General features: G+C 42.6%; 11 protein-coding genes and 2 pseudogenes. 6 read left to right on the top strand and 7 right to left on the bottom strand.

Features of this window, described 5'->3' with window-relative positions; genetic code table 11:
• Positions 1 to 6 precede the first annotated feature (6 nt).
• Positions 7 to 189 carry a hypothetical protein gene (locus AACT52_RS29485; protein WP_143172910.1) on the bottom strand — a complete coding sequence of 61 codons (183 nt, stop codon included), beginning with the start codon at positions 187 to 189 and terminating at the stop codon, positions 7 to 9.
• A gap of 231 nt (positions 190 to 420) precedes the next feature.
• Here AACT52_RS29485 and AACT52_RS29480 point away from each other — a divergent pair, with 231 nt between their 5' ends.
• The gene (locus AACT52_RS29480; protein WP_073634369.1) at positions 421 to 1,215 is read left to right on the top strand and encodes an aspartyl/asparaginyl beta-hydroxylase domain-containing protein; all 795 of its coding nucleotides are present in this window, start codon (positions 421 to 423) and stop codon (positions 1,213 to 1,215) included.
• A gap of 702 nt (positions 1,216 to 1,917) precedes the next feature.
• Here the strand turns inward: AACT52_RS29480 and AACT52_RS29475 are convergent.
• On the bottom strand, positions 1,918 to 3,342 hold the full coding sequence (locus tag AACT52_RS29475; protein ID WP_073634368.1) for an aldehyde dehydrogenase family protein: 1,425 nt from the start codon (positions 3,340 to 3,342) through the stop codon (positions 1,918 to 1,920).
• 3 nt (positions 3,343 to 3,345) lie between these two features.
• Positions 3,346 to 4,389: a nitrilase-related carbon-nitrogen hydrolase gene (locus AACT52_RS29470; RefSeq protein WP_073634367.1), complete on the bottom strand. Its 1,044-nt coding sequence runs from the start codon at positions 4,387 to 4,389 to the stop codon at positions 3,346 to 3,348.
• A 125-nt stretch (positions 4,390 to 4,514) separates the two neighbouring features.
• Between AACT52_RS29470 and AACT52_RS29465 the strand changes: the two genes are divergently transcribed.
• From AACT52_RS29465 to AACT52_RS29450, 5 genes and pseudogenes are all read left to right on the top strand, one after another.
• Entirely contained in the window at positions 4,515 to 4,727 is a 213-nt protein-coding gene (locus tag AACT52_RS29465) for a hypothetical protein (protein ID WP_143172909.1), read from the top strand.
• A 421-nt stretch (positions 4,728 to 5,148) separates the two neighbouring features.
• Positions 5,149 to 5,517 carry a recombinase family protein gene (locus AACT52_RS41565; RefSeq protein WP_198941015.1) on the top strand — a complete coding sequence of 123 codons (369 nt, stop codon included), beginning with the start codon at positions 5,149 to 5,151 and terminating at the stop codon, positions 5,515 to 5,517.
• A gap of 192 nt (positions 5,518 to 5,709) precedes the next feature.
• Positions 5,710 to 6,057 (top strand): hypothetical protein, encoded by a 348-nt coding sequence (locus AACT52_RS29460; protein ID WP_073634365.1) that lies wholly within the window; start codon positions 5,710 to 5,712, stop codon positions 6,055 to 6,057.
• Positions 5,999 to 7,228 (top strand): IS200/IS605 family element transposase accessory protein TnpB, encoded by a 1,230-nt coding sequence (locus AACT52_RS29455; RefSeq protein WP_073634364.1) that lies wholly within the window; start codon positions 5,999 to 6,001, stop codon positions 7,226 to 7,228. The genes AACT52_RS29460 and AACT52_RS29455 overlap by 59 nt, the downstream gene beginning before the upstream one ends.
• A 366-nt stretch (positions 7,229 to 7,594) precedes the next feature.
• Positions 7,595 to 8,835 (top strand): annotated as a pseudogene (locus AACT52_RS29450) (RNA-guided endonuclease InsQ/TnpB family protein).
• A gap of 5 nt (positions 8,836 to 8,840) precedes the next feature.
• On the opposite strand, the pseudogene AACT52_RS29445 reads toward AACT52_RS29450, so the two are convergent.
• From AACT52_RS29445 to AACT52_RS29430, 4 genes and pseudogenes are all read right to left on the bottom strand, one after another.
• Positions 8,841 to 9,011, bottom strand: a pseudogene (locus AACT52_RS29445) (red chlorophyll catabolite reductase); the annotation flags it as partial.
• Between the two features lie 263 nt (positions 9,012 to 9,274).
• Positions 9,275 to 9,670, bottom strand: a complete 396-nt coding sequence (gene arsC, locus AACT52_RS29440) for an arsenate reductase, glutathione/glutaredoxin type (protein ID WP_233154105.1) — start codon at positions 9,668 to 9,670, stop codon at positions 9,275 to 9,277.
• A gap of 63 nt (positions 9,671 to 9,733) precedes the next feature.
• Positions 9,734 to 10,801, bottom strand: coding sequence for an ACR3 family arsenite efflux transporter (gene arsB, locus AACT52_RS29435; RefSeq protein ID WP_073634363.1), 1,068 nt, complete (start codon positions 10,799 to 10,801; stop codon positions 9,734 to 9,736).
• A 607-nt stretch (positions 10,802 to 11,408) separates the two neighbouring features.
• Positions 11,409 to 11,738 carry an ArsR/SmtB family transcription factor gene (locus AACT52_RS29430; protein WP_073634362.1) on the bottom strand — a complete coding sequence of 110 codons (330 nt, stop codon included), beginning with the start codon at positions 11,736 to 11,738 and terminating at the stop codon, positions 11,409 to 11,411.
• Positions 11,739 to 11,897: the final 159 nt, after the last annotated feature.

The following is an 11,897-nucleotide window of genomic DNA, read 5'->3' as shown; positions in this document are numbered from 1 at the left end:
TTGACCTCACATTAAAATGAGTACAGAACCCAAAAGTTTAACAATATCAACACACACGATAAGTAAGCGGACATAATTAAACGTAGGATGTGTTAGGCGTAGCCGCAGGGCATCAATTGCTTGAACAGCATGGGTTACGCGATCGCCCCTTGGGCGGCTCCCTTTGGGAGCATCGCCTATGGCGGACACTCCGTGTCATCGCGCTTCCCATCTTACGATGGTTTATTTTAATTCCACAAAGCTACTTATTATTCCATTCAACCGTTGTATAAGTTCGCAACCAACTCTGGGCATGGTCTTTTAACTAGTCATCGATAAATACTCTAGTTTAGTCAGGAATTCCAATATCGTACCGGGACATAGACCCAATTTCCTCACCATGTAACGTTTTTTATTCAATCATCTTCAGGAGAAAAGATAATGGAAAGTTTTAATGAGTATCATCTAGACCCAAAGGAATTTCCTTTTCTCAAAAGTTTCCAAGATAATTGGCAAGTTATTAGAGATGAGTTTACACACTTTATTAAGCACGCATCTGATGATGATTTAAAATTTACTTATAATGTTTTAGGGCCTAAAAGTAAAACCATTAAAACCAAGGGTAATTCCAAATACACTGCTTTTGGGATTTTGTTTCAAGGTCTTTTTATTGAAGAATATATTCAATTCCATCAAATACAATACCCAGATTATCGACCAAATGATGCATCAGAAAAAGCACTTGCATTAAGAGAGAAATATTTCCCAAATTTGGCTAAGGTGATAGAAAAAGTCAACTTGAACGATGATAATATCATCAGAAATGCGTATTTTGGTACATTCCATCCAGGCTTGGATATCAAGCTACATGTGAACTATAACCCTCATATGAATCGTGGCTATCTAGGATTGATTGTGCCACCAGGGGATATAGCTATGAAAATATGCCATGAGGAGCTTTATTGGCATGAAGGAGAAGTTATGGTTTTAGATCACAGCTATCCGCACTGTCCGCATAATTACACTAATTATGACAGAACTGTCTTGGTTGTAGACTTTTTTAAACCGGATAAGCCTAGAGACGAATTGATACGATTTGAAAAAGAGCAAGTCACAGAACGTATGCAAGATAATCCTTACAGTTTAGGTGTTTTTGGTAAAAGTGATAAAGCGAAAGTTGAAGATTTTATCAAGTATGGTTTAGCTCATCAGTTAGAGTGGGATAAAGCCTTATAAGCTTACAGCGCTTTTCAAGTAAATAAACCACGGGGTAGGGACACGGCTAGCCTCTGCCCCTACAAAAATCTGTGGTTCAATTAGCTGAAAATAGCTGTGCAATATAATCTCCACAATGCCTGGAGAAACTCATTGCATAGAAACTCCCCGGCTTCTCTTAAAATTCTTATGGTTTTGAAATGTCTCTACACTGGCTGGGGAAACGACTTGAATGGCAATCTTAAAAAAGAAATAAGCTAAAGCACATTTAGTTTGCTTGCTTTAAATTATTTCACATTTTTGTGGGGTCGGCATCTTGCCCGCCCAGATAATGCAAATTAAATGTGGAACACCTTAAGATAATAAGACTTATACCGTTTCTTTGTGAAGCTGCGCCAAATTTTCTGTATATCTCCTCTCTTCGTGTTCTAGCCTACGGCACGCCGCTGCGCGTCTACGTGTCCTTTGTGGTTCGTTTTGATTTCTTATGTATTTGATTTCTTATGCATAAGGGCATCTTCATACAGAATTGGTATTACGCACAGTCAGAGATGATTTATAAACTAAACGTTAAATTGTAGGGTGCATTAACGAGAGTACGGCACCACCAAATGCGGTGCGTTACGGCTCTTATCTCACTCTCTCAAACTCTCAAGTCCTTACATAGCCGTAACACACCCTACTTAATATTTACTTTAATCCCTAATCGCTAATCCCTAATCCCTAATCCCCTTTACTATCAAACCACCAAGGATCGGCAATCGGCTTTGTTTTCACCAAAAAAGCTTTTTTTCGCATAAAACGTGTCAGCGCCGCAGGTCCCATGCGCGATCCACCCATACCAGAAAATTTGAAAGCATTTTTTTCTCCCTCGTGCATAAGGGCGGTGAGAGCAGCATCGTTGATACTGATACCACCCGCATCTACGTGGCGTGCCACTTCCAATGCTTCTGCTTCCGAGGAGGCAAAAACCGCTGCACTCAATCCATAAATTGAGTCATTTGCCAAGTTCACCGCTTCTTCAACTGTGGAAAAAGGCATCACTGGCATAATAGGACCAAATGTCTCTTCGCTCATCACCTTCATAGAATGGTTAACAGAAGTGAGAACTGTAGGATTACACCACCAACCTCCTCCATAATTCTCAACTTCACCGCCACAGTGAACAACTGCTCCCTGTTCCACTGCATCTAGCAAATGGTCGCTGATAATTGCTGCTTGTCTCTCTGCAATAATAGGACCAATTTCCCCACTTTCCACCGTAGGGTAGGCTAACTGAAGCCGTTGCGCTTTGGCTACCAGTTTTTCGACAAACTGTTCAAAAATAGATTCAGCAACGTAGATCCGTTCAATGGAGAGGCATGACTGTCCAGTATTGACGACAGAACCCCACAAAATTGCTGATGTTGCTAAGTCCAAATCGGCTGATGGCAGGACAATAGCTGGGTCTTTCCCTCCCAATTCTAAAAAAGCAGGAATGAAGCGTTTAGCTGCGGCTTGTGCAACTTTTCGCCCCGTCGCCACACTCCCAGTAAAGCACACCAAATCTACACATTCGATCAGAGTAGCTCCCGTTTCACCTGCTCCCTCCACAAAAGTTAATACGTCGCGTAATTTTGGGACGGCGTTGAGTGCTGTTAACAGCGGTGCCACAAAGCGAGGAGCAATCTCACTGGGTTTGACGATGACGGCACAACCAGCCAGCAATGCTGGAATTGTATCAATTGTTGAGAGCAACAGGGGAAAATTCCACGGGCTAATTACCCCAACCAGAGGATAAGGAACCGCTGTTTGTTGCAGTTCGATAAAAGAAATTGCCGTGTCTTTTTTAGATTCTTGCAGCAGTTCTCTTGCTAATTTACACCAACGGTCAATGCTGGAGAGGAATGAGTCAATTTCCAATACCGAGATTGATAATCTGCCCGTATCATTTACTAAACCTTCAGTCAGTTTATCGCGCCCGGATAATATAGCTTGCTTCCACTGCTGTAAAGCTTCGATTCTCCCTTCTAAACCAAGCTGCTGCCAGCTTTTTTGCGCTCTCCGTGAGCGGTTGCACTGCTGTGCTATCAACTTTGAGGGTGGAGGTATAATGACATAATCAAATTTTCCAGTCCGGGGGTTGCGGACTTCTATTGGTTTGGACATGGCTCAAATCACCCCTAGTTTAGCTAGGCGCTCTATCGTTTCTTGCTGTTTTTGGATGAAGTGTTTACGGTCTACTTCTTTTTCCAGCATAGTGTTAGCTGGGTAAAAATGCGAGTGACGATAACTTTCTGTGTAGAGTTCAAACCGCTGTCGTGAAAGTAAATTATTTAACCCCGGTCGGCGGCGGTAGCGGCGTAAAGCAGCCAAATCTATCTCAGCAAAAGCTGCCATGCTCTCCCCCTCACCTGTCTCCGCTAAAACCAGTCCTCGATAGTCAATGATTTTAGAGCCACCATCAGCAGAAGCCACAGGAATGGGGATATTAGCGATACCTGCCGTATTGCTTGAGACTACGTATGCAATATTTTCCACAGCGCGGCAGATTTTTGCCGCTTCTTTGGGAGCGCGTTCTTTGCCATATACTTCTGAGGTTGAGTGCAGAAAAATCTCTGCTCCACGTATTGCTAGACACCGTGTCACTTCCGGATACAATATTTCTTCTGATGCGATCGCTGCCAAATTACCAATTGCAGTCTTTGCAACCGGAAACACGCCTTCCAATCCGTAGCAATCAAGATACTTATCCCAAACATCATGCGGTGTCGGAGCAAACATGGAATTTAACCGCCGATACCGCAAGACAACTGACCCAGATGGATCGATAACAAAGCAACTTTGAAAGTACAACCCAGGAAAGTTAGGGTCGAGTTCGTAGGCGTTGCCAGCAAGAAATATACTATGCTTTTGGGCAATTTTACCAAGTTCTTCATATTCAGCACCCGCCATTTCTAGACAAGCTTTTTCCGCCCAGACTGCGAGTGACTCTCCCATTGGAAAGCCCGTAAGGAAGTATTCCGGTAGAACAATTAAACGACAGTCGAAGCCGATGAAAGCAATGCTGGCAGCAATTTGTTGTGCCAAACGGTTGATAGTATTTTGCATCAAAGAACGGGCTTCCTGACGGTCAGTTGCCTGGTTGACGGCGTGACACGTTACCTGGAGTGCTAAGGCTCGGAATGAGTCGATGCTTTCTAGATTGGCTGCCATACCCTGCTTTGTCTAATTTATCATTATGTTACTCTGTAAGCTTACCCCCGGAGTCACGCGCGGGGGCTTTCGCCTTTGTTCCACGTTCAGAGCGAGAATTTTCAGTAGCCCTGAGAAAATAGCGGTTGGATTCCTGTGCAAGTTTCGCAACACTACTCCCCGAACCTCCAGGCTGGCTTACTCAATACCAACTGATTGATATTGCTTCTACAACCGAGACATTTCCCGGACAGCCCCATTGCTACGGTTTACGTGTTCATCTCCAACACTTGCCTACTGCTGAACCTTCGGCGAGTGCCAACCACAGTGCCTTTCGCTATTTCGGCATATCATCATAGTAGCACTTTTATTGCTACATTGTGTGTATGCCAAGAGAAAAAATGTTGAGAGTTCGACTGTCTGAAAAAGAGTTTGAAGTGTTGAAGGAATATGCTGAATCGACCGATAGGCAAATATCGGAGGTTGTTCGAGACTATATTAAGCGTCTGCCTAATAGTAGACTTGACGGTTAATAAATTAACCGTGTCGCGTTTCCTCTCTGGTTTAAAGACACAGAGCTTCCACGCTCCCGGAGTTTTTAGGTGATGCGATCGCCTGTCTAAAGCAGTGGGCTACTTTGGGCGATCGCCACCCCGTGTGATTTCGGTGGTTTTAATTAGGAGTAAAATGGAGTGAAACGTATTATTTAACTCCATATTATGCAGTATCTATCACCGCAACAAGTTTACAAACAATATGGCTTTCACCCTAAAACCCTAGCTGCCCCCAGCAGAGGCTGGAAAAATAGACTATATACGTTCCCCTGGTGGTCACAGACGCTATAGCCAAGCTTCCTTAGAAGGCATTAAAGGCGGAACTGACAACCGAAAAGTAGTTCTATACGCCAGAATTTCAACAAGTGGTCAAAAACCAGAACTTGAGAGCCAAATTACTTATTTAGGTAAAAACTACCCTAACTGTATTTGTATTTCTGAAATTGGGTCAGGGATGAACTTTAAGAGGAAGAAGTTCATAGCTCTATTGGAGGATGTAACCAAAGGGTTGGTTAAAGAAATAGTTGTCGCGCACAAAGATAGATTAGCTAGATTTGGGTTTGATCTCCGCATCGTGGTTCTGTCAGTTACATGATTGCACTATTACTGTTCTCAACAATACTGAACTAAGTCCTCAACAAGAGTTAATGCAAGACTTCATGAGTATCATGCACTGCTTCAGTTCAAGACTGTACTTTTTACGTAAATATGAAAAAAAGATTGAAAAAGAGGTAGTGAATTTGGAGTAAAACGCAGTAAAGTGTAGTTAATGTAGTTGGCGACACCGATGGTACGAAAGAAAGTAGTCCAAACAACTGAATATACAGTTACTAGGATTGCCTACTCTGTTGGTGACATACCAGACGAGTTAAGTAAGGTGGCTCAGGCTTTAGGCGACTTACGTTGTGAGTTATGGAACAAATATGGGTCGCTGCAAGCTTGGGGAATTGATAAAAATACAATTATTAAGAACATCCGGAATACCCCAGAGCTAAAAAAACTATACGGTGCAGAAAGGTTCAATCTTAGCTCTGAGATATGGGAAAGAACTGTACAAGCTGTTATTGATGATATTCATGCAGTTCAAGAAGCAGCTAAAGTGCTTTTTTATTCGGAAAATATACTCTACCTTTAAACCTGAAAAAAAACAGGTGGTTAAAGGGAAGAAAACAATATTAGTAGATAATCTAGAAACGTCATTCAGAGATGAACTTATCAAAAGTCTCAATTCTCAGGAGTGGCAACAATACCCTTTAATTAGTCGTTGGGTTAGACAATATTACAAACGTGGTCATACTTGGGTTGATAACCAAATTGTAATTAACGCTACTGGTAATACCATGAAAGGTAAGGTGTCTCGCAAGGGAAAAGTAACTACTTACCAAATACCTGGTTTTATGGATGGAAAGAAAGTAGCGTGGATATCTATCCCCATCCTTACTGGCAGGGTTACACCCAAGGCAGGACGCCTACGTTTTCTAATCAATAACTCCGGAATTGTAGAACTTCATTACCCTAAAACAACTAAGATTGAAGTCAGCCCTAACAAGGATAGCTTAGGAGTTGATAAGGGGTTTACTGAAGGCTTTTACGGTAGTGATGGCATAGCTTATGCTGAAGGTTTAGGAAGCGTTATTAATGATGCTTCTGACAGAAGGACCAAGAAAAATAAGAAACGTCAAAAGTTATTTGCTATCTCAAGAAAAGTTGACCCTGCACGGAGGCAACGAATCTTAGAAAATAACTTAGGGCGCAAAAAGGCGGGTAAGCTAGATAGTAAAAAACGTTACTACATCACCCAGCTTATTCGCACTGATACTAATAAAATATTTGATTCTTATGGCGAAGTAGTAGCCGAAGACTTAAGTAAATATATAAAAGGTAAAAACAGAGCTAAAGCTGTAAACCGAAGGTTAAATGAATGGAGCAAAGGTGAACTACAAAAAGCATTAGATGAAATATCTCTCCGAAAGGGTGGAGTAGTTAAATTAGTCAATCCTGCATATACCTCACAGGTTGATCATCGCAATGGTACGTTACTAGGAAAACGTCTGGGAGATCAATTCTTGACCTTCGATGGGGTGGTATTGCAGGCTGACCAAAATGCAGCGACAAATATCAAGATTAGAGGGTCTGACCTTCAAATAACTAGGTTTATGAAGAAGGAACAGATTCATAGAATCTTGCTAGAACGTACTGCATTATTCCTTGCAGAGCTAGGTCATAGTTTGGAGTCTGCCGTCTCAATGGGATGGTTAGATGAAAAGCACCATCCGCAAGGTAAACCGCCACGGCGTAGGCGGTAGGGTCTAGAAACGGTGTCCTAAGAGAACTGGTGCTTTGTTGATCATCAGAACCAGTTGCTACTGTCAATCAGACCGCGAAACAGACGAACAATCGTATATTTTGGGGTTTACTCCGATTTACCCTGGAACAGCAAGAAGGCTCACGCCTACCCGTTAGGGAGGCGTCGAGATGAATTGCTTTGTGAGTTGACGACAGTCCTCTGACCAATGCGACAGCGAGGGAAGAGGACATGGAGGAAACGAGCAAATATTGCTATTTCTTAAATTTATACGTTACCATAAATATATAAACACGGTAATAGGTCGATACCCTCCGGGTTCGCCAGTTTGGCGGGACGGAAGCCGACACCGCCAACTGGACTCACCATGTATAGAGCAGTTAAAGTTAGAATTTACCCTACCGATGAGCAAGAATCCTATCTAGCTCAATGTTTCGGCAATACTCGATGGTTGTGGAATTATATGCTTAACGCCACAACTACTGCATATAAAGAAACTGGAAAAGGTCGCATCTTCGGCTGCAATGGACAAGTTGTTGCCTGGGTTGAAGAAAGAATATGAATGGTTAGGACTTGCTTATAGTCAGGTTCTACAACGAGTCACATTTAATCTCTCTAGCGCGTTTGTCAATTTTTTCGAGGGACGCGCTAAATACCCAAACTTCAAGTCTAAGCATGGTAAGCAATCAATTCAATATCCCCAAAACGTCAAATTAATGCCAAAGGATTCTGTAATCAAGTTTCCTGGCAACCTGGGGATGGTAAAAACCGTGTTTCACAGAGATCTACCTGATGCAAATTTTACAACTGTCACAATATCACGAAATACAGATGGTAGATATTATATTTCTATTCTGTTTAATCAAGAAGACAACCCAGTAGTTGCTGTTAATGAAGCTATTGGAATTGATTTAGGTTTGAAGAATTTTGCTGTAACTTCTGATGGGTCAAAGTACGACTTGCCTAAAAAAAGATTAGCAAAATTAGAAAAGAACAAAAAACGTAAACAAAAGAAATTATCCAGAAAAACAGACAAAGCCTCTAATAAACGTCGCAAGGCTAAACGCTTAGCGGCTAGAGTCACGAGCATTATAGCTAGAGTCAGAGAGGATTTTCTGCACAAGCTATCTCGCAGTCCGGGCATACGAAAACCAAGTAATTTGTGTAGAAGACTTGGCAGTTAAGAACATGGTTAAAAATCCTAACTTGGCGAAATCTATCAGTGACCAAGGATGGGGAATGTTTTTAACCATGCTGAAATACAAGGCTGAGGATTTTGGACATACCTATCTTGAAATTGGTCGGTTCTTCCCATCATCTCAACTTTGTAGTCAAACTCTACTACCAATTCCAATGTTGCAAAATGGTTATGATTCATTGGGGATTAGGTTTGTGGACTGTCCGCACTGCCAGAAGCAGCATGATAGAGACATCAACGCTGCCATAAATATTAAAAACGAAGGTTTGCGCTTATGGGCGTTAGGAACTAGCGCTTCTGCCCACCGAGGGGATGTAAGACCAAAGTCTTCTGGACGTAAAAAATCTACGAAGGCGGAGGCAATGCCCAATGAATTGGGAAGCCTACACTGTACCGAAGGGAGCGTGTAGGTAGTTCACTGCGATATGTTGTTACGCCACAGCGCTCGAACCAGTTTGTCGGTCAATTCTGCCCCAAACAACCGCACACCGATTTGATTGTCTGGGTCACGTTCGGCGATCGCACGCAGTACAATTAAATCACGCTCGGACAAGGCAGCACGCTCGAATTCTGCCACCGGTATGAGGGGGTCACCCCTTCTCAAGAGCGGAGACGCTGCGCGAACGCGAGTGCGTGCGCTTTGCGCTTACGGGGAAGTCACGCATTCACGCATTCACGCATTCACGCATTGAAGACCCCACGGATGAATCCAGGGGCTTGAATAAAGTTGCTCCGCATTTTTTCTTCTCCAGAAATAAATTTCGGGGCTTGTATCCGTTCGGCTGATCTCACGGCGAAGCCTTTTCTTTTTCGGTCAAGTTGATACTGCTGTGTAATGCGAGATAGAAATTAACTCAAAGATTCAATCAACTTCACCACTCGTTCGTTTACTTCATCTCGAACGCGGCGGAAGGTTTCTATATCTTGCCCTTCTGGGTCTTCAAGTTGCCAATCTTCAAACACATCTCTTATCACCCATTCTTCGGGTAAATTCACTCCACAACCACAAAGAGAAATCACGGCATTGTAATCTTCCGCCTTGAAATCGCTTAAAGGCTTGGAAGTTTGATTGCTGATATCAATGCCAATTTCTGACATCACTTGGACAGTTGTCGGATCTACATAACTTTCTTCCAAACCGGAACTGGTGACGCCAATTTTACCTTCTCCTAAAGTGCGAGCAAATCCCTCTGCCATTTGAGAACGACGAGAATTTTTCTTGCAAACAAACATGACTTTTTGCATGGATTTGTTGATTGTTAATTTTGGAATAGAAATAGATAAAATAAATGTCGAAAAATTAGCTGACTATACAGCTTTTGGCTCATTTGCCTTGAAAAACCGGTTTCTTAACCAGAAAGCTACATTGACCAAACCGATTAGCACAGGAACTTCCACCAATGGACCAATCACAGCAGCAAAGGCTGCACCTGAGTTAATTCCGAATACAGCTACAGCAACAGCGATCGCTAACTCAAAATTATTGCCAGCAGCCGTAAATGCCACGCTTGCTGCTTTCGCATAGTCAGCTTTGATTTTCCAAGCCATGTAGAAGCTGACAAAAAACATGAGTACGAAGTAAATAAGCAGCGGAGTTGCTATTCGGACAACATCCAATGGAATCTGAACGATGAGATTGCCCTTCAAGCTAAACATGACCAGAATGGTAAACAACAAAGCGATCAGGGTGATTGGGCTAATTTTGGGAACAAATTCATTGTGATACCATCTTTTTCCCTTTGCTCTGACAAGAAGAACGCGAGTTAGGAATCCAGCCAGGAAGGGAATTCCTAGGTAAATGAAGACACTTTGGGCAATTTCTCCAATACTAATGTTGACTGCACTTCCCTTCAAGCCGAATAAAGGTGGCAAAACAGTCATAAAAAACCAAGCGTAAACACTGTAAAACAGAACTTGAAATATACTGTTAAATGCTACAAGTCCCGCTGTGTATTCAGTATCTCCTCTTGCTAAATCACTCCATACAACGACCATTGCAATACAACGGGCTAATCCAATTAGAATTAATCCCGCCATGTATTGAGGGTAATTATGTAAGAAAATAATCGCTAGAGCAAACATCAGAATTGGTCCGATAAGCCAATTTTGAACTAGCGACAGACCGAGAATTTTGCCATTACGAAACACATCGCCCAACTCTTCATACCGCACCTTGGCAAGAGGCGGATACATCATCAAAATTAAGCCAATCGCAATGGGTATATTAGTGGTTCCTACTTGGAATTGGTTAATAAAGGTATCTACTCCAGGAATAAAGTAACCGAACCCAACCCCAATAACCATTGCTAAAAAAATCCAAAGGGTTAGGAAGCGATCAAGAAATGAAAGTTGCTTGAGAAGATTTTTTCTTTTCATCGCTTCTTCTGCATAAATTTTCTTGCATAGCTACAATTCTTAAATCAAAGCCGCAACAACTGCACCAAACACAAATTAGGGTACATAGCAGTCTTATCTGATTTATGCAAATTATTAACCGCCAAACGCGTACCCGAAGGAAGCGCTTTGGGCGATACGCTCTGCGTCAAGCCTCCGGCTTATCGCGTGTTCGCAGGACATAGACGCCTTAGATAGAGGCAAGAGCGGTGAGGCAGCGAGCAGTTGTGTTGGAGGAAAATCCTCCAACACAACTGTGGTGCGAATGACGGCTTTCCCGCAGCAGGCGAGTGCGTGCCTCCGCGCATGAGGATCTGAGTGCAATCATGCACACGCACTCGCATTCGCTAACGTCAAAAGACGTGCCGCAGGCATAGCCGTGCCTCGTTCCGGAGGAACTTACGAATTGCAAGGCAGCATCTGGGCGATTGAGAAGGGCGTGCCTATGGCTAGAACGCCAAGAAAAGAGACAACAGAGAATTTCACAAATCATTTACGATTGCTATATCTCTATTATTTCAAAAAAAATTGATTAGTCAAGCCAAAAAAGAGTGCATTTCATATAAATTAATCAAAAAAATTTTATATATTATGATGGCTCTTTACATAAACGAGCAGGCAAAATTTGGCTCAGGCGGCGGAACTCACAGAGGTACTGCTCTAGGACGGCAAATTGAGGTATGTTGAGGCTATAGTAAATCCAGCGTCCTTGCTGACGAGAGCGAACTAAACCAGCTTCCTTAAGAGTTTTCAGGTGAAAAGACAGTTTTGACTGGCTAACCTCTAAAGCTTCGCACAAGTCACACACACAAAGCTCTTGATTTCGCAGTAGTTCGATAACGCTAATCCTGAGTGGATCGCTAAGAGCGTGAAAACCGGTAAAAATTGGCTCGGGACTGGCTGCGGAAGGAGATTGCATGAATTGTATTTAGGGTAAAGGATTCCATTTCTATTGTGAATTGACATTCCCCACTCTGCCTAACAGTTGTTGCTAGCAGTTGTTAAGGTTGCCTGTGAGACTTCCTACTTCCTCCCCTCTTGACTAGACGAGGAAAACTAGCATTCTCACTTTGTTGCA

The organism is Scytonema sp. HK-05 (genome assembly GCF_963872035.1).
GTDB lineage: Bacteria > Cyanobacteriota > Cyanobacteriia > Cyanobacteriales > Nostocaceae > Kalymmatonema.
This window is presented reverse-complemented; position numbering and strand designations above follow the sequence as displayed.

Bases quoted from the DNA above. Each gene is read 5' to 3' on its own strand.
- AACT52_RS29430 (WP_073634362.1), bottom strand. From the start codon at position 11,738: ATGCAATCTCCTTCCGCAGCCAGTCCCGAGCCAATTTTTACCGGTTTT.
- AACT52_RS29470 (WP_073634367.1), bottom strand. From the start codon at position 4,389: ATGGCAGCCAATCTAGAAAGCATCGACTCATTCCGAGCCTTAGCACTC.
- arsC (WP_233154105.1), bottom strand. From the start codon at position 9,670: ATGCAAAAAGTCATGTTTGTTTGCAAGAAAAATTCTCGTCGTTCTCAA.
- AACT52_RS29475 (WP_073634368.1), bottom strand. From the start codon at position 3,342: ATGTCCAAACCAATAGAAGTCCGCAACCCCCGGACTGGAAAATTTGAT.
- AACT52_RS29460 (WP_073634365.1), top strand. From the start codon at position 5,710: ATGGTACGAAAGAAAGTAGTCCAAACAACTGAATATACAGTTACTAGG.
- arsB (WP_073634363.1), bottom strand. From the start codon at position 10,801: ATGAAAAGAAAAAATCTTCTCAAGCAACTTTCATTTCTTGATCGCTTC.
- AACT52_RS29480 (WP_073634369.1), top strand. From the start codon at position 421: ATGGAAAGTTTTAATGAGTATCATCTAGACCCAAAGGAATTTCCTTTT.
- AACT52_RS29455 (WP_073634364.1), top strand. From the start codon at position 5,999: ATGCAGTTCAAGAAGCAGCTAAAGTGCTTTTTTATTCGGAAAATATAC.